The sequence below is a fragment of the Streptococcus rupicaprae genome (assembly GCF_040545225.1).
Classification (GTDB): domain Bacteria; phylum Bacillota; class Bacilli; order Lactobacillales; family Streptococcaceae; genus Streptococcus; species Streptococcus rupicaprae.
On the sequence record NZ_JBEPLO010000003.1, the window covers coordinates 121,861 to 144,255 of the forward strand.

Consider the following 22,395-nt stretch of genomic DNA (forward strand, 5'->3'; position numbering starts at 1 on the left):
TCTAAGGATTTTTTGCATAAGTTAAGTAACTTCTTGTCAACTGTCGTGGATAACCTCACTGCGGACATTAGAGAGGCACATAAAACGTTCAAGATAAGCTAAGTAAACTAGTCCTGAACGTTTTTTCTTTTTTGTTTGTAACTCTTACTTGGCAATTTGTCATGTCTAGGCAGACTTACTTAGTAAATTCGACTGTCACATTAAATTCTGGGTTAATGGCTGTAATGATTGATTTGTAATAATTATCAGCTGATTGCTGTAGTTGTTCTTGATAATGTTCCAAGTATTCCTTTTGCGCTTTATTTGACAATCTGCTAGTCGCTAGATCACCAGTATCAATCTTCTTAGTTGCAAAACTCAGCAAATCACCGCTGTCATCATAAAGTTTATAATCATGGAATTGAACACCAATGGCTTCAAACTTTGGCACCTTAACCAAGATGTCATGCTCACCAGTTTTCTTAATTGTTACCGGTTTTTTAATCCCCATTTTAGCATCATAATCGAGGACAATTAGTGCTCTCTTTTCTGATGCTGGAATGCCAATTTTAGTCCATGGTATCTTTGTATTTTCTTTTTTACTTTCGACCCTCTGGAGACCAACATTAAGTAAGACAACTTCTTGAACCTGTTCCAGGTATTTGACTGATGAGTAAGACTGACTAATGCTAGCTTGGTCGGATCGTCCTGTAATATAGCCAAAAAGATTAAAACCACCCGCCAGCAGCAATATCGCAAGTGCCATCCAAACATACATTTTTAATTTAAAAAACTTCTTTATTAACGGCATAAGACCTCCTTCTAAAATCATTATACTACCTTGTGGATATAAACATAATATCAAATTTTAAGTATTCCACTTATAATATTATCAAAAGGAGGTGATTACCTTGATTAGTTATGAACCGCTTTGGCAGACAATGGCTGATCGAGGGGTCTCTCAATACAAATTACTCAAATCAGGAATTGATAACAAAACATTAGACGGTTTAAAAAAGAATAAAAATATTACTCTACTCACTCTGGAAAAACTCTATAATATTCTAGACTGTACACCTAACGATATCGTCACATTTATACCAGAAATTGAAAAAACCTATGACCAAAGCCAGTCATAGGTTTTTTGTTACAAATGATAAAAAGGATTTGTCGTCGCCTGTGCTTGCACCACGTCCACCTCCCAGCTGTTTTCAGCTGTCCAGCTGCGGAGGAGCTGGGCGATTTTCTCAATAAAGAGCACTTCGATATGGTGGCCTGGGTCGATGGCCAAAAGGCCATCCGTCAGCATCTCCTGGGCGGTGTGGTAGTAGATGTCACCCGTGATGTAAACATTCGCACCCTTTTTCAGGGCATCCTTATAGAAGGACTGGCCAGAACCGCCGCAGATAGCGACACGGGACACGGTCGGATTAGCACGGTCGTAGCTGACCAGACGGACGCTATCCAGCTGGAAGATTTCCTTAACCTTACTCGCCAAGTCTTCAAAGTTGGTCTGGGTGATATTGCCCACACGACCGATGCCCTGACCATCCACAGTCTCAGACAGGGGCTCGACAGAGGTCAGCCCTAGCAGGTCACAGAACCAATCGTTGAGACCGCCCTCAACCACATCGATGTTGGTGTGGCTGACATAGACGGCGATGTCGTGCTTGACCAAATCCAGGACCATCTGGTTTTGCGGGCTGGCGACCAAGTTTTTCAAGGGACGAAAAATCGGCGCGTGCTTGACAATAATCAGCTCTACGCCTTGCTCCACCGCCTCACGCACTGTCTGCTCCCGCAGGTCCAAGGCCACCATGACCTTGGAAATCTCCTTGTCCAGCGTCCCGATTTGCAGGCCGACCACGTCTCCTTCCAGGGATAGCCCCGGCGGGCAAAAGGCCTCGTAGCGTTCGATTAACTGACTAGCTTTCATGTAGCACCTCCTTGATGGCTTGGATTTTTTGGGCAATAGCAGAGCGGGCCTCCTCGTGGTGGTCTGGGATACCAGCCAAAGCCTGTTCCAGTTGTTTGAGTTCCTTCTCCCACTTGGTCACAAAGACTGGAGATTTATCTTGACGCAGGAAAGGTCCAAAGCGCAGGTCAAGGTCAGATAGGTCCTGCTGACCTCTTTCAGCCACGATAATCTCATAAATCTTACCCTGCTCTTCTAAGATCTCCTCAACCAAGATGGCATAACCAGCCCTGCTCAGCCAGTTGCGGAGCTCATCCTCACGGTTGTTGGGCTGGAGCACCAGGCGGGTGACGCCCTCCAGTTTCGCTCTGCCATTGTCCAAAATTGAGGCAATCAAACGCCCCCCCATACCACAGATAGTGATGGTGTCGATGGCATCGGCAGGTGCAAAGGCGGCCAGGCCGTCAGCCAGACGAACCTCCAACTGGGCGGTAAAAGGCGAGTTCTGGGCGTTTTTGAGGGCAGACTGGTAGGGGCCGTCCACCACCTCGCCAGCGATGGCATGGCTAATAGCCCCTTGCTCCAGCAGGTAAAGGGGGAGATAGGCGTGGTCCGAGCCCACATCTAAAAGCCTTGCCCCTTGTGGGACAAAGCCTGCAACTTGTCTTAAACGTCTTGATAATTTTTCCATACTTAATCCTTAAAAAGTCCCAAAGCTGCTTGGTAATCTGCCAAATGGCCTGATCCCTGGGGCTGAATTTGGGCCTCACGCTCAGCCTGTCGGGCCTCAACTTGGGCAAGGGTGGTAATCCCTTCACGCCGCCAATTTCTCAAAATAGCCTGGATATATTTCCAGTTGGCCTTGCCGTTAAAAACAGCTTCTTTGAGGGCTTCTTTGATCAGTTCAGGCGATACGTTTTCCTGAAGGCTCTTTTCCAGATCTTCGATCTCAAATGGGCTTAGGAAGCGACCCAGTTCCCGTTCAAAGTCGGCCACCAGCTCCTTAGCCGGATTGGAGAAGGGGCCTGCACTGGCCGAATCAGCATCAGTCTCCAGCAAGGCGTCAAGTTTATCTAAGGCTGGAAGGGCATCAAAAATCATTTCAATTTCACCAGCCAGCTCAATTGTTTTGAATTCTAAGAGGCCAGCAGACTGAAGGTCAGAAATAGCTTGGTTGACTGCTGCTACCGTCATCCCGGTCGCCTGGGCAATCGTGCTTGGGGCCAATTCCTCCAACTGAGAGGTATTTTGGTAAAAGAAAAATTGCCAGACCAAAAAATCATCCCTTGAGGGAAAAAGGTCCTTAAAATGGAAAAGTAAGGCAGCGGGTAAGACCACGTTGCCAGACTTAAAATGCTTTGAATAACTCATTAACGCTCCTTACAAACTGGCGGATAAGAGAGGATCCGACTGAAGCAATTGCCAATCGTATGGGGTCTCTTGATAGACAGCGTAGTTGATCCAGTTGCTGAAAAAAAGAGCTGCCGCCAGGTTCCAACGCAGGCACGGCTGGGTCGTCGGATCGTCATTGTCAAAGTATTGATGAGGAATCTGAGGATCCAGACCAGCCTTAAGATCGCGGCTATACTCCTTGGCTAGGGTGTCCCGATCATATTCCAAGTGGCCAAAGCTGTAAACTTCACGGAGGTCCTTGCTAGCCAGGATGGACAGCCCTACTTCTTCTCCCGCCGCCAAAATCTCTAAATTCTCCAAATCAGCAATCGCTTCTGGCAAAATAGTGGTGTGGCGAGAATGAGGCGCCAAGAAAATATCGTCAAACCCACGCATGAGCGGACTATTAGGGGTGACGGTCTCTTGCCTGAAAATGCCAGATAACTTTTGCTCCAAGCGGGTCTTATCCACTCCATAGCGGGAATAAAGCCCTGCCTGTGCCCCCCAGCAAATGTGAAGGGTCGAGTGAACATGGTCCTTGGACCAAGCAATGACCTGATCCAACTCTTCCCAATAATTGACCGCTTCAAAGGGCATATTTTCCACCGGAGCACCTGTGATAATCAGACCATCGTAGTAACGATGCTTGATCTGCTCAAAGGTCTTATAGAAGGTCGTCAAGTGATCCGCACCTGTATTTTTAGACGTGTGCGACACCATTTGTAAAAATTCCACATTAAGCTGCAGAGGAGTGTTGGCCAAGAGACGCAAGAGCTGGGTCTCTGTCACAATCTTGGTCGGCATTAAATTGACGATCAAGACGTCTAAGGGACGAATATCCTGATGGTTGGCCCGTTGGTCGTCCATGACAAAAATATTCTCAGATTTTAAAATATCAACTGCTGGTAAATCTTGATGGATCTTAATCGGCATAGAACACTCCTTGGACTGATCTTTCTTTCATTATACGGCAGAGCGTCCTCCTTTGCAAACACCTATTTTTTAGAAGTTGTTATAGGTTTTAACTATACTTCCTCTAATTTTTCTTTTTCTTGTTTTCGGTATTTTTCCATTTTAGCCTTGAAAAGCTCCCCGTTGCTGGGTGGGGTGTAGGTGACCGCATTGGCACCAGCAGCAATAACTGCTCGGATGCTTTCCTCGTTTGGCCCACCTGTTGCCATAATTGGCACATCTGGAAATTGCTGGCGGACTTTTTGAACGATTTCAACCGTCCGACTGCCACCAGAGACATTGAGAATATCAACCCCAGCTTCCAGGCGAGACTTGATATCTGAGTGCTCTGAAACAACCGTGTAGATAATGGGAATATCAATCATCTCATTCATCTTAGTGATGGTTTCGACGTTGGTTGGTCCATTGGTCACCACTGCTAGAGCGCCTTCAGACTCTGAAAAGAGACTCATGTTAGCAGAGCGTGTCCCTGTCGTTAGGCCACCACCGACCCCTGCTAGGACAGGAATAGTTGCTACTGACATGATGCTCTTTGCAATAGCTGGGCTAGGCGTGAAAGGATAGACTGCCAAGACCGCATCTGCATTGGTATTGGCTATAATCGCTACATCCGTCGTGAAAATCACGGCACGGATGAGACGGCCATAAATCTTAATGCCAGAGCATTCCCAAATGGCTTTGGGCATTTTGACAATGTCCTGACGCAAATCTGACATGACCTTAGGAGCTTTTTGCACTTGTCCTTCTTCCATATTCTCTTCCTCTTTCAGACCCTTAATAATGCATCAAGACCTTGTAATCGTAGTCACCGATCGCCTCACGACCTTTTAAGTCATCCAATTCGATGAGGAAGGCACAACCAGCTACAATACCGCCCAATCGCTCGATCATTTCAATCGTTGCCTTAACTGTTCCACCAGTCGCCAAGAGGTCATCAACAATCAGAACACGTTGGCCAGGTTGAATAGCATCTGCGTGCATAGTGAGCGTATCCACACCGTACTCTTTTTCGTAGTCTGCTGAGATCACTTCGCGGGGCAATTTTCCTGGCTTACGAACAGGGGCAAAGCCAACACCCAACTCAAAGGCTACTGGACAACCCACGATAAAACCACGCGCCTCAGGACCTACGATCATGTCGATTTTCTTGTCAGTTGCGTACTGAACAATCTCACGAACCGCATAGCTGTAGGCATTGCCATCAGCCATCAGGGGGCTAATATCACGAAAAACAATCCCTTCTTGAGGATAGTCATCGATGCGAGCAATATAATCTTTTAAGTTCATTTAATGTCTCTCTTTAAAAATAGTTTTTACAGCCTATTATAGCACATTTCCTCTCAATTAGGGGAAATAAGCCCCTTTCTAGCACGCCGTACACATAAAAATAATGCATGCAACCATTTTTTAGCTACATGCATTTTTCAAAAAATTACTTGAAAACATTCCAATAATCGGTACCATTCTGTTTATCTCGCAGAAACTATAGCATCAATTTCATCTAAAAAGTACAATACTTCTCTGCAAAATTGTTTTCTGAAACCATCTTTTCTCCATGCGTTTGACGTGCCCTTCTAGTCACGCGCCTCCTTGAAACAAACTTTCTTTCGTTTGCCCAAGAGGCGATGGACTTATAGGATTGCCTTCTCGCCAACCCTTAGTAACCATATTTCCCATGTGACCCTTACTTATCCTAGGACTTCTAAGTCAATCCCCTTATCCCGCAAATTATCTAAACATTCCTGCAGGTAAGTTTCATCGTGCTCTGGGTAGATGGGATTGGTGACAGACAGGACTGGCAAGTCAGTGTAGGGCTGGGCAGTCTTCCCTCGGTAATTGGGGTCATGCCAAGCCTGATCCGGCTGGTAGCCCCTCTTTGCCATTTCCTCCATGACGAGGACGTGGTACTGATAAAGCTTATAAGGGGAGTGGTCAAAGACATAGTTGACCGTCGCGTGAGGTTTGCCCCAGCCCCGTCCTCGCAGGGCTGCACATTCTCGGTGTTGTCCCAGCAACTGCTGACGAGGAAGGTTGGCCATCAAATCTTGGTGCCACAGGCGCATAAAACCCTCCTAGTCTCGGATAAAGGAACGGTCGTGAGCTGAGAAATTAACCTCGTCAGACACCAAACGCTCAGCGGTCATCTTGAGATCGTACTTCTCTCGAAGAGCGATGATGCGGTCCATCTCAGGCGAAGCGTGGTGAATATCCAGCGCCTCCTGGTCTGCCCAGCTATCCACCAAAAGCACCGTTTCAGGATCAGCGTGGGAGATAAAATACCCATAGCGCAGGTTGCCAGCTCTCTGGCGGATAGTGGTCGCAATGCCTTGCTCCTCCATCTCTTGGATGAATTTGAGGGCAGCGCCATCTTGGCCGGTGTAGGTTAATAAAAATGTTAAGGACATGGTGTTTTCTCCTTTTGTAGGTTTTTAGCGATTTCCAGCCCATTCGGCATAAAACTGATCAAGGTAGACTTCCATAAAACGATGCCTTTCCTCAGCCAATCGCTTGCCGTAACTGGTGTTCATTAGGTTTTTTAGGATCAGCAATTTATCATAAAAGTGCTGGATAGCGGTCTCTTGATCCGTCTCTGGCTGGTAAATCAAGCGGCCTGTGTGACCGGAATAAGCCATGGTCCGCGCGATACCGATAGCCCCCAAAGCATCTAGGCGGTCTGCATCTTGAACCACCTGCCCTTCAAGACTGGGCACCTGCTTGCCCTCTTGCTGGCTGGTAAAGGAGATGGTCGCAATGATTTCTAATATGTGCGATTTGTGCTTCTCGTCTATTTGCTGGCTGTCTAGCCAGGCCTCCACCTTGTCAAGTCCAGCTGATAAGCTGGCATTAAACTTCCTGTCAGCCACATCGTGGAGCAGGGCAGCCATTTCACAGATGAAGCCATCAGCTCCTTCTTCCTTAGCAATTGTCAAGGCTGCCCTTCTGACTCGGTCAATGTGCCACCAGTCATGACCGCTACTGTCCTTTTGGCACAATTGACGGACATGGTCTGCTGTGGCTTGGGTAATTTCTTTTTTGATTTTGTCCATTCTGGCCCTTCTCCATGAATTCTATCCATTATTTTTTTACAAGAAACTACAAACGCCAGCTCTTTCGTCTTTTGGATAATAGGTCCATCTTGCCTAGCTGATAGCGATAGCGGTCAAACAAAGCATGATCCAACTGTCCTGCTTCAAGCGCCGCCTTTACAGCACACTTGGGTTCTGTATCGTGTTGGCAGTTGCTAAATTTACAAGATTTAGCCAAATCCTCAATGGGGGCAAACAAGATATCTCGATCAATCTCGTGATGGGTGTCAATCCCCTTAAAACCTGGCGTATCAATCACATAGTAATCAATCTCAGGAAAATAGATGAGAAGGCTAGAAGTTGTCGTGTGTTTCCCTTTGTGATCGGCCTTGACGGCGTTCACTTTGGCCACATAATCAGACTGAAGCTGATTGATGAGACTGGATTTCCCAGCTCCTGAACTACCAATAAAAAGCCCGATTTGTTGAGGGTTTAGCACTTCTTTCAAAGCTAGAAGCGATCCTTCATCATAAATACTGATGGCCAGCAAATTACTCTGGGGATAGAGTTGCTTGATCTGAGCAACCGCTTCTTGGTAGGTGGGGACCAGATCCTTTTTGATTAAGACCACTGTCAACTCAAGTCTCTCTTGCGAAAAGACCAGAAGGTAACACTCTCACTTAGACAGGGAGAACCGCTGATCCAAAGCCATCACGATAAAGAGCTGATCAACATTGCTTGCCAAGATTTGATCCACTTCCGAAAAGTACCCATCCTTGGCAGTGGTATTTTTGGCCTTAACAATCGAGTTGCGGCGTTCTACCAACTGCAATCGTGGGAAAGCTGTGTCAGGACGGTCAATTCTGACTACATCCCAACATGATAGGCTTCTTGAGGTCTTGATTTAGAAAAACGTTCGGTATGCCCATCTGAAAAACCGAGCGTGTAATCCTGCTTCGATTCAGATAACACTCGGGCATGTTGTGCATCGCTTAATTGATAGGTTAATGGCATGCGAGACTCCTTTTCTTTCCTTTTACTGGGCAAGTCCTCTGATAGTCTTGGATGCGATCGACGATTTTTCGTTCGTGTAAAGGGAGTTTTACCCTAACCCAGAAGGCTTTTTCCCTTGTTCAAAGTAGGAGCCATATGGCTCAGGTAACGCTTGCCCTATTTGTTTCGCTAACTTTTCAGCAACAACTATTCTATCCCATGGACGCTGCAATAACTGTTGCTTTTGACAGACAAGGTCATAGGCATATGTAGAAACTGCTTCGTACAAGAGGGTAAATAAGACAAGACTTACATCATCCGTCTCATACCTATCAAATAGAAAGCCACAATCGTAGCTAGAAACCCTTGCTAAGCCCGTTCTTTCATCATAAGCCAATTTGGTTTGCACACGATAACTGGCTTTTCCATCAAATACCTCATTCAGCAGTTCGATTGTCTCAGACAAAGGCTTGCTAAAATTGGTAGTCTCTAACAAGTCTACTGCACCTTGAATCAGCTCACTTTTCGTCAGAATCATCCTCTTTCTCCTTCAAGACCCCATACATTTCCTCTGGCGTGCCTAGAGCCATGAGCTCCTGGAACTTGACCGTTTCGACCAAGTCTTGATAGATCTTGCTGTCGGTGATGGCTTTCTTCTCTGCCTCCTTGTTGACCGTCATAACCCCATCGGTGATGGTGACAAAGTCCAGCTCTTCGAAGATTTGAATCATCTTGATGAGAAGGATTTGGTCAATTTTGAGGAAATGGCTGAGCTCCTTGAGCTTGTAACGAACGTCAAACTCTGGAAACTGGTAGATAGTCTTGTAGAGCTTGGCATACTGGTCACGGGTACCGTAGCCAGACAGGTAATAAGGTGTTTGGATGGTGTTCTTGAAATAAATGGCCTCAAAAGCCTTGCCTGCAAATAGCTCCCGTAGGTCTGCCAGTTTGCCTGGCAACTGGTTGATAGCCACAACGGTGCTGGTCGTTTCAGCTGTCAAGACGGGGACACCTGCTGGCAGAGCGAGGTTTTTAGCCCTGAGATCATAGAGTTGAACCCCCTTGACCCGGACATCGACCATCATCAACTGCAGACTGGTGTTCCCGTTCCACTGATTAACTGAGAGGGTTACTGCAAACTCCAAATCCTTAAGTTGACTCATCTCTCGCACATAAGCACCATAGCCAAAGGCCACTAGATCCATCTCCGTCTGGCCTTGTTGCAGGCGAAGTTTTAGATGGGCATTGTCTTGGCCCATGGCTCTAGCATTGACCACCTTGACCTGACGCAGGTAAAAAACAGGTTGCTTGTGCTCCATGCCAAAGGGGGCTAATTTGTCCAGAGACTTGATCGTGTCAAGGCTCAGCTGGTCTAGGACCAATTCTTCATCGAGGAGCAAGTGATTTTTCTGAGACAGATCAATGTCCTGTTCACCAATATAGGCCACAAGCAGGTCTGACAGCGTATCCAACTGCTCCACAGGCAAGGTCATGCCAGCAGCTCCGCTATGCCCGCCAAAGGCGGTAAAGATAGCCTTATGAGGGGACAAGGCTTCAAAGAGGTTAACCGCTTCTGTTGAGCGAGCGGAACCCTTGGCGACCCCGTCCTGGATGCTGAGCACAATAATGGGCTGGTGCAGCTCCTCTAAGAGCCGGCCCGCAACGATGCCTAGAACGCCTGGATTCCAGCCCTCCTTGGCCAAAACTTGGGCTGGGCGACTGGTGTCCACCATGGCCTTGGCTTCCTCGTAGATGGCCTGGACAAGGGCCTTACGTTCCGTGTTTTTTTCCTCGATGAGCTGGGCGACCTCACTGGCTAAGTCATCATCAAAGCCCGTCAAGAGTTCAAGGGCTGGATTGGGATCGTCTAAGCGTCCCAGAGCATTGAGGCGGGGAGCCAGCTGAAAGCCGACAGTCTCTTCTGTCAAACTGACCGGATCAATACCTGCTAATTGGAATAATTCCTGGAGGCCCAGTCTCTGGGTGCGTTTGAGGACTTCTAAGCCAAACTTGACCATGATGCGGTTTTCGTCTGTCAGAGGAACCATATCAGCAATCGTCCCGATAGCCACCAAATCCAGTAAATCTAGATTAACCTCTTCTAACAGGGCGCAGGCCAATTTAAAAGCCACGCCACAGCCTGCTAGGTGCTTGAAGGGATAATCGGCTTCTGGGTGTTCCGGATGGACGATAGCAAAGGCTGCTGGCAGCTCTGCCGGCAAGCTGTGGTGATCGGTCACAATGACATCAATCCCTTGCTCCATGGCATAGGCGATGGCCTCATGTCCAGCTACGCCATTGTCCACCGTAACAATCAGGCTGATCCCCTGCTGGTCAATGAAATACTTGTAAACACTCTGATTGGGACCATAGCCGTCTGTAAAGCGGTTGGGAAGGTAGACCTCGCACTCAGCCCCAAGCTCTTCCAGGGTTTCCTTGAGAATGGAGGCACTGGTCATACCGTCCGCATCATAGTCGCCATAAATCAGGATGGCTTCGCCATCCTCAATCGCTGAACGAATGCGGGACACGGCCTTATCCATGTCGTGCAATAAATAAGGGTCGTGCAAGTCTTCCAAGGAAGGGGTCAAAAAAGCTTTCAGCGAAGCCTCATCGGTTACGCCTCTGGTATAGAGCAACTGGGCTACTAAGCTGTCTAAGCCTTCTTTTTTGGCCAGTTTCAAAAAGACCTGGTCTGGCTGCTGGTCATTGAGAAGCCACTCATACTTTGATGAAATCATTCTTATCTCTTTTCTGCTATTATCCCTATTATTGTATCAAAATCAGATTGATTTTCCCACCTAAATACTGACAGAAGCAAGGCAGAGCCTTCAAATCAACCTCATCGCTTTCCTCTGAAAAAGAGGGCAAAGCCTTGTATTTAAAGTTTCGCTATTTTATGTCAAAATTTAAGTAAAAAAATTGGCCAAAGGCTGGCCAACTCCTGCATTTCTAACTAATATTGCGTCTCACCTTGAGAGTCAAGAGGCCATCCTCATGCTCAATGCGGGCATAATCTATCGCTTTCCCAAGAAGCGTGTAGTCGTGGTCCGTCCCGTGGCCACCGAGGAGAGCATTGTAATACTCATCAATCTCCACCTCCCTGTCAATGCTTAAATCCTTCAGCAAATGGTCAAAATGACTGGGAACATCCCCTGAAGGCGTGCTGATGGCCAGCTCAAATTTCTCCCTATCCAGATTAAAAGACACATCAAATTGATAATATTTATGTTCCAAAAAGTAGCCAATCAACTCCTTCATAATCCGAGTTGCCTTGCTTTTTTCATTGATCATACGACCACCCTCACTTTGTTAATCTTTATTCTATCGAAGACGCCTTAGTCCAAGTAAAATTCTCCAAAACTGGAATCATAAAGGCTGCTACAAATCCACTGGAAAAACCGTTATTGTAAAGACTCAGACCAAGATGAAGATCGATGACACTCTGGGCTACATTAAATTGCAAAAAGCCAGCTATCATCCCCACTATTATACCATAATATCCTGCGATGGGAGCTAAAGAAGTGCCAAACAATAAGGACAAGGCAAAACCGAGACTAGCAAAGGACTTATCTGAAAAATAAGCTGCTAATAGGATTCCTGCTGCAATCGGCAACGTGTTCCGCAAGTGCTTCCCGAAGCCTGCAAAACCGATCACGGACAAGAGGCCACCTGCGATGGGCCCATTGAGTCTGACCCCCAAAACTAGCAGGATCGATAAGTAAACCATTCCTAACAGCCCCATATTGAAAAAGGTCGTCCTACGGCCATATTTGATGACAAAATCATCTGGCAGACGCCCTACACGACGGTTGAGCTTGATGAATTTGGTCTTAAAGTCCTGAAAATCGAGACCAACCGCTGCCAAGGTTAACATGAACATGCAGATAGCGATTAAATAAACTAGGATATAGCCGTGTGCATCCGTACTAACCAGTTGCACACTAGGAATTTCCAGGCCAAAATAACGCAAGCAAGCATAGATAAATAGACCAATCACACCGCCTGTGAACCCTATGTTATAGAGGGTATAGCCTTGGTGGAATTTCAAGAAATCTTCTGCCAGAGGTGGTGTAATGAAGCCTAAACCAATTCCAAAGGCAAAACCTGCTAACAAAGAGACCAGATTGCCACCGTTAGCAAACATCAGGTAGGAGACCGTTGGCGCTGTACAAGTCGCAAATAAACTGACGGAGGTATACAACTTAAAGGACTGACCAGATTTCCTGGCATAGAGAATAACTCCAATAATAATGGGAAGGATATTTAACAGGTGGGTCCCAAAAAGGGAATGGCCTGCAAAAATCCCAATAGATGCTAGTTGAAAACCCGTCAAGTGGGTCAAGTTATTCCTGACATTCAAGTAATAAGCAACCCCAAAATGCAGGGCCAGGTTGACAAAGGTCGCCGAAGAGCCAGCCACTTCAAAGAAGTCATGGATCAGGTAGGTCTGATGGGTGAGCAAATACCAGTAATCCTCCCACCAAGTGGTCCTTGCAGGCGTAAAAAGAGCAAAGACAAAGGTGGCAATGGCCAGCAAAAGCAGATAGTCTTTTTCCCAGTCTAGCTGTAGTTCTCGTCTCAGTAACGTTTTTTTCATCCATGCCTCCGTCTAAAAACCTATATCTTATACTACAGTACCTCAATTTTAATCATTTGGCAAGGATTTTTAGTGTCTTTTTTAATCGCTTTCACATATAAAGAACGCATGCAGTTTATACCCGTATTTAAAACTATACTATGAGAACGTCGAAATAGCGTTGATGCGTTTTAAGTGTAACAAGATATTATTGAAAAAACCACCCTAGAATGATAGATCTAGGGTGGTTTTATGGTTTAAACTGGCTTAATCGTGAACAAACGTAACCTCATTCACATCGATTGAAGTCACTAAATCCAGAGAATCACTCTTAATGTTTAATCACTTTAAAAAGTATCTATTCCTTTTTATTGCCTCTTCTCAGATAAGCCATGATAAAGAGTAAAATACCTGCCAAGATAGTTGGTATAATAAACCCAGCCGTTGACCCTTGCCCATTTCTAGTTTTCTTTTGGGAAAGGTTTTCGACTCTCTGAGAAACTCCTTGGGTAGATTGGGGTGTTTTCGCAGGTAATTTTTCTATCTGCTCGGTCTTCTTATCTGTTCCTTCCAGATTTTTATCACTTGTCTTGAGTGTCACCTCTTTTGGCTTATCCTCGACTAAAGCTTGGGTAACAGCCGATTGCTGGCTTGCTATTACTGGCGCCAACAATAAAACTTGAGGCTCTTTTTGCTCACTTTCTGCTGTCAGTCGACTTTCAACATTAGACAGACTCTTCGCGTTAATTGAACTTTCTAAGCGATCTATTACTCTATCGCCCTGGCGAGTAAGATTCTCATTGTGAACTTCTTGCAATCCGTTGTCTATTTCAGCTAGTTTCATGGGAGTATGCTTACGATTGACCTTCACTTTGGAGGCTACAGTTTGGTTTCTCTTTGCTTTCTCCTCTTTGGCTTTGCGCTCGGCTTGTTCCTCTTGAGCTTTACGTTCAGCCTCGCGTTTGGCTTGTTCCTCTTGAGCTTTACGTTCAGCTTCGCGTTTGGCCTGTTCTTCTTGCGCTTTGCGTTCGGCTTCGCGTTTGGCCTGTTCTTCTTGCGCTTTGCGTTCGGCTTCACGTTTAGCTTGTTCTTCTTGAGCTTTTCGTTCAGCTTCGCGTTTGGCTTGTTCCTCTTGAGTTTTACGTTCAGCTTCGGCTTTTCGTTTCTCATCAGCAAGTTTTTGCTCAGCTTCGCGTTTAGCTTGTTCTTCTTGCGCTTTGCGCTCAGCTTCACGTTTGGCTTCCTCTTGTTTTGCCATTTTTTCTTGCTCACGTTTTACTTGTTCTTGACGCGCTTTTTCTTCAGCAAGTTTACGCTCGGCATCACGTTTGGCTTGTTCTTCCTGAGCTTTACGTTCAGCTTCGCGTTTGGCTTCCTCTTGTTTTGCCATTTTTTCTTGCTCACGTTTTACTTGTTCTTGACGCGCTTTTTCTTCAGCCAGTTTACGCTCGGCATCACGTTTGGCTTCTTGAGCTTTACGTTCAGTTTCGCGTTTAGCTTGTTCTTCTTGAGCTTTACGTTCAGCTTCGCGTTTGGCTTGTTCTTCTTGCGCTTTGCGTTCGGTTTCGCGTTTAGCTTGCTCTTCTTGCGCTTTACGTTCGGCTTCACGTTTAGCTTGTTCTTCTTGAGCTTTTCGTTCAGCTTCGCGTTGAGCTTGTTCTTCTTGAGCTTTACGTTCAGCTTCGCGTTCGGCTTCGGCACGAAGGATATCCATTTCTGAAAATTCCGGTTTAGCTGGTGCTTCTTCTGGCGCTACTAATTTTCCTGTTTTAGTCTCTTCATTTTTGAAGTACTTTTTCCAGTCTTCCGTACCTTGAGATAAAGTGTTGATGAATCCGATATAAGAACCGAAACCTTCTTGCTTACGGCTAGTTAATCTGAGCTTACCTCCATGTTCCTCAACTCGATAGCGCCGGAGTCCTACCTGGCTCTTTTGGTCTCCTAGCACAGGCTCGTCACCATCATCCGAGTCTGAAACATAGATAGCTATAACTTTTCCAGATTCATCGAAATCTGCTCCCCATGCAGTTACGATATGACCAGCAGCGTCAGGGTTATGATAATAGGCAACACCTATGGCTTTTCCTTGCTCTAAAGCTGTTTTGATGCTCTCGCTAAATTGACTATGACTATGGATGCTTTCGTAATGTGTCAACGGTGTTCCTCCGAAAACATTTCTGAAGAAATTGATTTTACTTGTTAATTTCTCCTTCTCTACAGGAGGGTTCTGCATACTAGAGCTTTGATTGTAGCCATATCCATTTATGTATAGGTCCAATATTTTATTTGTCCATACAGCACTGTGCGGAAAGGCTTGTTTTACAATGTCAAAGAATCGGCTTTGGTCACTGTATCCTTTCTCACCTGTGTAGACCTCGCGAGCTTTCCGAAAATCAAAATTTGTATCTCGAACGGTATATGTGCCGTTGTCTTTATTTTCATGCAAATAGCGATCAATGTAGTCTTTGTTTCGGTCAACCCACCAGTGTAACATATTCGTTGCCACGGCACCGGCACAAAGATCGCCATCATCATGACCGTTCTTATTGATGTCATACCATCCTTGACCAGCAGAATGCTTAGTGACAAAATATTCTGCGTCTGTTTCTGTAACCTTAACAAACTCATGGTCTTCAACATTGACACCCTGTACCCATTGTGTTTTTGCTACTTTCTCGACGGCTTTTGCTTCAGCAAACTCATGGGCGCGCTTCTGTGCTTCTTCTGAAGTCACATCGGTTTTCAACTGTTGCTCAAGAACACGCTCATCTCTTTTATAAATAATTTCCTCTGTTGTAACAACGTCTTGTTTCTCGGTGGTAGAATCGGTTGTCTCCGTTACTTGAGGAGAAACAGGTTCTTGGGTTGCTTGTTGCTCAGGCTCGACTTGACGTTTTCTGCGTCTTTTTTTCTCTTCAGACTTACGTATTGCCTCGGCTTCTTGTTTGGTGACATTTGTCTCAGTTTCGTCCAGTCCTTCCGTTACGGTAACGGTTTTAATGTTAGAAGCTAAATATTCACCAGTAGCCTTGGTGCGGATTTCATAGTCACCTTTAACCAATCTTGATAAAATATTGGATGTACAATCTACCCACTTACCACTGTTTTTCAAGCGATATTCCATTGATGTATTTACACCAACGATTTGAGCGTTCTTCGCCGTAACTGTATCTGGATCGGTTGCTTTTTTAATTTCTAAATACTGAATCGGTGAAGCAAATGCCGAAGATGTTTCTGGCATACGTACATAAAAATCAACAGTGCTTATATCTTTTAATTCAATACGATTCTGGTCAATCTTAGTCCATTTGTTTTGTCCGATGCGATACTCCATGCCAGGTTTAACATTTTCGAGATAGCCAGTATTTTCTCCTGTAGCGGTGAATGTTGCATTGGGCTGTTCATGGCGCCTTGATTGGATATTCAGTTTATGTACAGGTTTGTCAAATTGATACCCATATTTTGCTAACTTTAGTTCTATTTGGCTATCTGCCATTGATTTTGGACTGTCAAGTGTTAATTTGTATTCATTATCACTGATTTTAATAACATTTGTAAGTCTAGCATCTTTAACGATGACATTCCCTGCATCAAGTTCTAATGGTTGCTTTAGTTTTACTGTGATTGTCGATAATCTTTCGTTTTCTGCAGCTGCAACCGGTGTGATACTATCAACAGTTATTGGTTTCTTATTTAATTCTTCATTTGTAGGGAAAACTCTTGCTTGAATACGATAAAGATTGTAACCACCGTAGCGAACGATGTGTGTTTGAAATAGTTCATGACGTAAAAGATTGGCTAGTTTATCGTGAACTTTACTCTGAGAAATGTTATTTGGAGCCATTACTTTGAAAATATGTGGCTTAACATTGGCAGTAGTCTCATGATATTGTCTCGCTAAAACATTTGCAACCTCAGTTTCAGTTTTTGCTAAAATTCCATCTTGTTCAAATCCGTAAAATCTATAGCGTTCACCCATTTTATCTTCATGAACTTCTGAGTACTCTCGTTTAGCTCTAGGGGTTAGCTTAAAATCTTTATTAGTGATTAAAAAATGTTCTTGACTATGATAATCACGACCTCTCAAATCATCCCAAGTAGCATCCACATGATACCATTCCCCATCGAGTTCAATGATATTCCAAAGATGATATTCTCCGATATCGATTTTTCCGTGTTTTGTGTGACACGGAATCCCCATCTTATCCATCAAAAGTTTGAAGCCTTTGGCATAACCAGCACAAACAGTTTTTTTCTCAACCAAAGCAGAGTAGGCACTTTGATCCTCACCTGGTCGAGTGACATACTCCACATTATCGACTAGCCAATCGTGAGCAGCCTTGGCTTTCTCAACATCAGATAAATTTTCGAATGCTTTGACGATTTTCTCGGCTTCCTTATTAGCCTCCTCATCTTGGCGAATGGCTTCCGTCTCCTCGGTTCCTGGTAACTTGACTAGGGCACGGTACAGATGTTTATTGTGTTCAGCCCAAAGCTCTACTGTCTGAGATTTTACATGCTTGTTTAGTGACGTAATCGTTCCATCTTTGTCGAGGTGAAGAAGGTCCGTATTGTCTTCACCTATGATGGTTGTCTTCTCAGGGCTATAGACTTCTGTTTTGGGATAGTTAACCCGCACATACCAGTTTATTTCGGATGGCTTTTCTTTATTTCCAGTGCGGGATACTAGTTCTAGTTTTACTCCTTCATTATATTTAACGGTTACTTCTTTTTGTGAAAGCTCGTATTGCTCATCTTCGTAATAGTTCGGCGCAGGAGCTTCTAAAATAGCTTTCTTAACTTCTTCAGGAGAGGTTTCAATTACTTTGGGAGTTTCTTCAGCTGTCATCACATCATCAGCCGCAAGAGGCTCTTCAGAAACTTCTTCGGCTACTACAACTGGGTTCGTTTGGGGTGTTTCAATAGGCTGATCAATCTCTTCACTAGCCGCTGTTTGGCCAAGGCCATCTTGATCTACTGTCGCATTTGAATGTGAGATAAGAGCAACTGTTTCAGGGGTGTTTTCTGACGCCTGAACACTCTGCATATTTCCAGCTAAAAAGAAAAAACCAATCAAAACTGATCCAACACAGGCACTCGTTTTTCTAATGGCATAGCGTCTCTGAGGCTCTGTTTTTTGATAAAAATTCATTGAATACTCCTAACCTGATTCTATATTTTTTTGGAATCAATATACCTTACTCATTATAACTTTTTTGAGTAAATGGCATGTCATCTCTATCTATTTTTTATCTGTTTTTTTCACCATCAAAAAACAGACGGATTATATCTCCATCTGTTTTTCGATCTCCATAAGATAAGGCTTAAGCGCTATAGGCAAGTTTCTTTTCCAACTGAGCCTGACCAATTGCATAGAGCGTACAAATCACCCAATAAACCAAGGCCACCAAAATATAAACGGTCATATAGTCTAACTTAGCACCACCGACCTGCTTGGCCATGTTAAAGATTTCAGGAACAGTGATCATAGCCGTCACTGACGTCGTCTTGACCATATCCAGTAGAACATTGCTTAATGGAGGAATAGCGATTCGAATGGCTTGGGGAATAATGATGGTACGATAAATCGTTGGTGTCTTAATCCCTAACGCTCTAGCGGCTTCCCATTGACCAGAGTCAACCGCTGAAAGCGACGAGCGAATAATCTCCGCAATATAGGCACTGGACATCATGGTAAAAGCTACGATGGACGCCGTAATCGCATCCAATTCGACCCCGACAAAGGGAAGGCCATAGTAAATCAAAAAAAGTAGAACCATCAGTGGTGTTCCCCTCATCAGGGAAATATGGATATTGACCAACCACCTAATTGGCGCAATTTTCGACATCTTCATCAAAGCGACAAAGAAGCCTACCATGGTCCCCAAAAGAAAGCCAATCAGAGAAAGACCTAAGGTATAAGGTAATCCCTGCAATATCTTTGGCAAGGCTTCTGGAACTAAAGAGAGATCAAAAATGGCTTCCCATTTAATCATTTCCTTCTCCTTTTGAGGCTAAAAAGCCCGGGTTAATCTTTAATATCTGAAACATCAACAACTGGTAGGTCTTCTGCTCCTTCAGCTGGTTGAGTCAAGTCTTGACCTGCATAGTATTTTTCAGAAATAGCCTTGAGCGTGCCATCAGCCAGCATTTCTTCCAGCACCTTGTCCAGCTCTTTTTTCAGACTGTCATCACCTTTAGCCATTACAATCCCTGATTTGTTTGGATTGTATTTCGCATCACCCATTTTTACTTTGATGTCAGGGAATTTAGACGTAATAAATTTAACCGCAATCACCTGTGTGAAATAGTCGTTTGGAATAAAGTCTGTCCGCCCGGTCGACACATCGCGAAGGTAAACATCATTGGTCACATTGTCATAGATAACTGGCTCAGCTCCCAATTTTTTAGCAATTTTCATAAACTGCGTACCTGCGCCACCACCAGCTTTCTTACCTTTCCAGTCACTGAGGTCAGCGGCACCAATTCCAGAAGAACCATCTTCACGTACGATCATCCCGCTGTAAGAATATTTGTAAGGGATTGAAAAATTGTATTTTTCTTCTCTCTCTGGTGTAATGTCAAAGTTATTAACGGCAATGTCAACCTTACCACTATCAACCGATGCAAAGGCTTCTGCTACACCGATTTCTTGGTATTCAATTTCAAGGTTTAAACGCTTGCCGACTTCATTAAGCATATCAATTTCATAGCCAATAAGCTCATCTTGATCGTTGTGATAGCTCGTTGGGAAAAGGGTTCCTGGTGTTGCTACTTTTAAGACACCAGCTTCTTGGACTTGTTCCCAAGCCGTTGGTTCAGCTGTACCAGAACTGTTTGAGGTATCCTTGGCTGTATTTGCACAACCTACTAGAACAGCAGCACTAAGGGCTGCTAATGAAGCCAATAATTTCTTTTTCACTTGGAGAGTCTCCCATATATTTTATTTATTGGCTACCATTTCCCCAGAAACAGCGAGCCAACCGTTTTAATATATCATATCCCCACCTAATTCTCAACTGTTCTGCTTAACTTTTTTCACAATCTTTCGGTTTCAAGAACTTAAAAAAACTTGTATTACAAAGGAACTTTAGCTGTTGTTTCCAAAAATGTCTTTTATTTCACAAATTTAAATCATACCAGCTCCTTCAAACAAATCTGCGACCTGAAGCAATAACTCTTCTCTGCCTTTAGCTGCCAAGAACTGAATACCGATTGGAAGGCCGGCCTCATTACGGTAAGTCGGTAGGGAAATGGCTGGCTGACCTGTCAAATTGGCTGGTATGGTAAACGGCGTCCAAGCCAGACTATCCGCAAACATCTCCCAAATCAAGTCTTGTTGTTGCTCCATTGGAAATTCTCCCATGGCCAGCAAGGATTCTTGTAAGTTGTCTGAAAGCGTAAACTGGCCATGCTTAGGAGCAACTCCAGCGGTAGTAGGCGTCAAAAGGAGGTCATAATTCTCATGAAAAGCAGCGAATTGCGCGGTATACTGATCCCAATGATTCAAGGTTTGACTATATTGTTTAGCTGGTATGGTCTGGCCGCTTTTATAGATCGCCCAAGTCATCAGCTCCATATCATCAGGTGTCATCGGACGCTCTAAGCTCTGTTCAATCGTGTCAAACATGGCTGCTGTTTCCACGCTGTTCATAACATAGTAGTCTTTAATCAAATCTATATGGTCTATCGGATAATCGGTTAGCTCGATTAAATCATGTCCCATTTGAGAAAGAAAGGAGACTGCCCCCTCCACCGCAGCAACAGCCTCTCTGGACACCGTTTGCCCAATAGGTGACAAGGCTGAATACGCAATTTTAAGTGGCCTTTGCCATTTCCTTTCAAAAAGGGTCTCCTGCGACAAGGTCGGTAAAACAAAAGGACTTTCCATCTGACAGGTTTGTGTGTAATAAAGCAATCGGCGCGTATCCCTGACGGATTTGGTCAAAGCAAAGTGCACCGAAGCCCCTTGCCAACCTCGATAGGAGCCTGGCCCTACAGGAATTCTTCCACGGCTGGTTTTTAAGCCAATCAAGCCATTAAAAGAAGCCGGAATTCGTATAGAGCCTCCACCATCACTGGCCCCTGCCAGTGGTACAATGCCGCTGGAAACGGCTGCTGCCGCTCCACCACTTGATCCACCTGCATTGCGACTGAGATCCATCGGTAAATGTACAGGTCCGTGAAGGCTACTATCACTGATATTTTTAAACCCAAATTCTGGCGTATTGGTCCGCCCGAGAATGATAAAGCCCAATGCTTCAAACCGCTGGACTAAATAATCCGTCTGCTGGGCACGGTAGCTCGCAAATAAGCGTGAACCAGATGTTGAAGGCTGACCAGCCTGATTTTGACCTAAATCCTTGAGTAAGATTGGAACCCCTGCAAATGGTTGCTCCTTAGAAAAAGCTTGTTGTGAGCGCTTGATTGCCTCTTCATATTGCTTGTTAACAACAGCGTTAATGGCTGGATTGAGTGCTTCGATCTTAGCAATCGCTTCTTCTACCAACTCCTTAGCTGAAACTTCTTTATGACGAACGGCCATGGCCATTGCTGTAGCATCTTGATACATCAAAACTCCTTTCCAAAAATAGCAAAATAGAGTGGATGGAAAACGAAAATAGGCCAAACTCTTAAGAAAGTGACTAGGCTCTGCTTTTCGTATCATCTAAAACCTGTCTTCAACGCACCTTGCCACTTGTCAACCATCCGTTATTAATTGTTCCCAGCTATACAGCCAGTATAGCTGCAAAAATCCACCTAGAAAAGAAGTAAAAAGTGGCCATTGGCCAAATCATCTTTAGGAATACAGGTGCTAACAATCGAACATGCGCTTCAAGTTAATGCATTACTTTTGCTTCTCAAAGCCCTGTACTGCTCTTGCTTTCTCTGCTCTGAGCAACGGGGCTTTTCCTATAGGAATAAACCCAATCTATTTCCTGACCTTTATCCAACACACTCTAGCACATTTCTATTTATCTGATTCTAGTATAGCACAGCCCATTAAAAATTCCCTTGAAAACCCACGATAAACACAGCATCTCTTTTTCTCACTTTTCTCCCTAAACGCCAAGACCTACCCGAAACAGTTATCGCTCCTGTCAAAATCGTCATTGGCCGTGCTTACGTCGATAGATTCTCCTCTTATACTAAAACAAAATCAAAAATAGATGTTATAATAGAGACATGACAAACTTATTCACCCAAGATAACCTTAACGAGTTAAAAGCAGCTTTGAAAAATCAAAGCTATGCGCCTTATCATCGCCGTCTTCAAGCCATTCTTTTACGTTCAGAAGGTTTGTCCTTTCAGAAAATTGGCGATTTAACAGGCTATGTGCCACAGACTGTCAAAAATCAGGTCGATAAGTATTTTAAGGAAGGCTTATCTGCCATCGTTAAAGAAACTCGAGGTGGGAGACATCGGAGTTATCTCACAGTGGAGCAAGAACAGGCATTTTTCAAGAAAATCCTAGACAGTTCACATGACGCTGGTGAGATGGTGACGACTAGTCTGCTCTTTGAAGCCTATCAAGAGGA

Annotated in this window: 23 protein-coding genes; 2 read left to right on the forward strand and 21 right to left on the reverse strand. The window is 44.6% G+C overall.

Annotation, left to right across the window (positions count from 1 at the left end):
* Nucleotides 1-175 precede the first annotated feature (175 nt).
* Nucleotides 176-811 carry a phosphoribosylglycinamide synthetase gene (locus ABID29_RS02310; RefSeq protein WP_354364114.1) on the reverse strand — a complete coding sequence of 212 codons (636 nt, stop codon included), beginning with the start codon at nt 809-811 and terminating at the stop codon, nt 176-178.
* A 79-nt stretch (nt 812-890) separates the two neighbouring features.
* Between ABID29_RS02310 and ABID29_RS02315 the strand changes: the two genes are divergently transcribed.
* Nucleotides 891-1,118, forward strand: coding sequence for a helix-turn-helix domain-containing protein (locus ABID29_RS02315; protein WP_354364115.1), 228 nt, complete (start codon nt 891-893; stop codon nt 1,116-1,118).
* 8 nt (nt 1,119-1,126) lie between these two features.
* Here the strand turns inward: ABID29_RS02315 and ABID29_RS02320 are convergent, their stop codons facing one another.
* The 20 genes from ABID29_RS02320 to ABID29_RS02415 all read right to left on the reverse strand — a co-directional run bounded on the left by ABID29_RS02320 (nt 1,127) and on the right by ABID29_RS02415 (nt 21,431).
* Nucleotides 1,127-1,915 carry a Nif3-like dinuclear metal center hexameric protein gene (locus ABID29_RS02320; protein ID WP_354364116.1) on the reverse strand — a complete coding sequence of 263 codons (789 nt, stop codon included), beginning with the start codon at nt 1,913-1,915 and terminating at the stop codon, nt 1,127-1,129.
* Nucleotides 1,905-2,585, reverse strand: coding sequence for a tRNA (adenine(22)-N(1))-methyltransferase (locus ABID29_RS02325; protein WP_354364117.1), 681 nt, complete (start codon nt 2,583-2,585; stop codon nt 1,905-1,907). Before ABID29_RS02325 ends, ABID29_RS02320 begins: the two co-directional genes overlap by 11 nt.
* 2 nt (nt 2,586-2,587) lie before the next feature.
* Nucleotides 2,588-3,265, reverse strand: a complete 678-nt coding sequence (locus ABID29_RS02330) for a DnaD domain-containing protein (RefSeq protein ID WP_354364118.1) — start codon at nt 3,263-3,265, stop codon at nt 2,588-2,590.
* Between the two features lie 9 nt (nt 3,266-3,274).
* Entirely contained in the window at nt 3,275-4,219 is a 945-nt protein-coding gene (gene metA / locus ABID29_RS02335) for a homoserine O-acetyltransferase MetA (protein ID WP_354364119.1), read from the reverse strand.
* A gap of 92 nt (nt 4,220-4,311) precedes the next feature.
* The gene (locus ABID29_RS02340) at nt 4,312-5,010 is read right to left on the reverse strand and encodes a beta/alpha barrel domain-containing protein (RefSeq protein WP_354364121.1); all 699 of its coding nucleotides are present in this window, start codon (nt 5,008-5,010) and stop codon (nt 4,312-4,314) included.
* Between the two features lie 22 nt (nt 5,011-5,032).
* Complete coding sequence (locus ABID29_RS02345; RefSeq protein WP_168548870.1) at nt 5,033-5,545, reverse strand: adenine phosphoribosyltransferase; 513 nt, start codon at nt 5,543-5,545, stop codon at nt 5,033-5,035.
* A gap of 401 nt (nt 5,546-5,946) precedes the next feature.
* Nucleotides 5,947-6,321 carry a TIGR02328 family protein gene (locus tag ABID29_RS02350; RefSeq protein ID WP_354364122.1) on the reverse strand — a complete coding sequence of 125 codons (375 nt, stop codon included), beginning with the start codon at nt 6,319-6,321 and terminating at the stop codon, nt 5,947-5,949.
* A 9-nt stretch (nt 6,322-6,330) separates the two neighbouring features.
* The gene (locus ABID29_RS02355) at nt 6,331-6,663 is read right to left on the reverse strand and encodes a putative quinol monooxygenase (protein WP_354364123.1); all 333 of its coding nucleotides are present in this window, start codon (nt 6,661-6,663) and stop codon (nt 6,331-6,333) included.
* 24 nt (nt 6,664-6,687) lie between these two features.
* Nucleotides 6,688-7,305: an HD domain-containing protein gene (locus tag ABID29_RS02360; RefSeq protein WP_354364124.1), complete on the reverse strand. Its 618-nt coding sequence runs from the start codon at nt 7,303-7,305 to the stop codon at nt 6,688-6,690.
* 46 nt (nt 7,306-7,351) lie between these two features.
* A complete protein-coding gene (rsgA, locus tag ABID29_RS02365; RefSeq protein WP_354364145.1) occupies nt 7,352-7,948 on the reverse strand; it encodes a ribosome small subunit-dependent GTPase A in 597 nt (198 codons plus the stop codon).
* Between the two features lie 12 nt (nt 7,949-7,960).
* Nucleotides 7,961-8,110, reverse strand: coding sequence for a hypothetical protein (locus ABID29_RS02370; protein ID WP_354364125.1), 150 nt, complete (start codon nt 8,108-8,110; stop codon nt 7,961-7,963).
* A gap of 41 nt (nt 8,111-8,151) precedes the next feature.
* Nucleotides 8,152-8,298 (reverse strand): hypothetical protein, encoded by a 147-nt coding sequence (locus ABID29_RS02375; protein ID WP_354364126.1) that lies wholly within the window; start codon nt 8,296-8,298, stop codon nt 8,152-8,154.
* An 88-nt stretch (nt 8,299-8,386) separates the two neighbouring features.
* Complete coding sequence (locus ABID29_RS02380; protein WP_354364127.1) at nt 8,387-8,815, reverse strand: hypothetical protein; 429 nt, start codon at nt 8,813-8,815, stop codon at nt 8,387-8,389.
* Nucleotides 8,796-11,018, reverse strand: coding sequence for a single-stranded-DNA-specific exonuclease RecJ (recJ, locus tag ABID29_RS02385; RefSeq protein WP_354364128.1), 2,223 nt, complete (start codon nt 11,016-11,018; stop codon nt 8,796-8,798). Before recJ ends, ABID29_RS02380 begins: the two co-directional genes overlap by 20 nt.
* A 211-nt stretch (nt 11,019-11,229) precedes the next feature.
* Nucleotides 11,230-11,571, reverse strand: a complete 342-nt coding sequence (locus ABID29_RS02390) for a hypothetical protein (protein ID WP_354364129.1) — start codon at nt 11,569-11,571, stop codon at nt 11,230-11,232.
* 25 nt (nt 11,572-11,596) lie between these two features.
* Nucleotides 11,597-12,877: a DUF1576 domain-containing protein gene (locus ABID29_RS02395; RefSeq protein ID WP_354364130.1), complete on the reverse strand. Its 1,281-nt coding sequence runs from the start codon at nt 12,875-12,877 to the stop codon at nt 11,597-11,599.
* Nucleotides 12,878-13,214: 337 nt separating this feature from the next.
* Nucleotides 13,215-18,008, reverse strand: a complete 4,794-nt coding sequence (locus ABID29_RS02400; protein ID WP_354364131.1) for an MAG6410 family transglutaminase-related lipoprotein — start codon at nt 18,006-18,008, stop codon at nt 13,215-13,217.
* Nucleotides 18,009-18,180: 172 nt separating this feature from the next.
* The gene (locus ABID29_RS02405) at nt 18,181-18,852 is read right to left on the reverse strand and encodes an amino acid ABC transporter permease (RefSeq protein ID WP_354364132.1); all 672 of its coding nucleotides are present in this window, start codon (nt 18,850-18,852) and stop codon (nt 18,181-18,183) included.
* 32 nt (nt 18,853-18,884) lie between these two features.
* Nucleotides 18,885-19,778 carry a transporter substrate-binding domain-containing protein gene (locus tag ABID29_RS02410; protein WP_354364133.1) on the reverse strand — a complete coding sequence of 298 codons (894 nt, stop codon included), beginning with the start codon at nt 19,776-19,778 and terminating at the stop codon, nt 18,885-18,887.
* A gap of 207 nt (nt 19,779-19,985) precedes the next feature.
* Nucleotides 19,986-21,431, reverse strand: coding sequence for an amidase (locus ABID29_RS02415; RefSeq protein WP_354364135.1), 1,446 nt, complete (start codon nt 21,429-21,431; stop codon nt 19,986-19,988).
* A 611-nt stretch (nt 21,432-22,042) separates the two neighbouring features.
* On the opposite strand from ABID29_RS02415, the gene ABID29_RS02420 reads away from it, so the two are divergent.
* Nucleotides 22,043-22,395, forward strand: a 353-nt coding sequence (locus ABID29_RS02420; RefSeq protein WP_354364136.1) for a helix-turn-helix domain-containing protein, incomplete at its 3' end; no start/stop codon positions are given.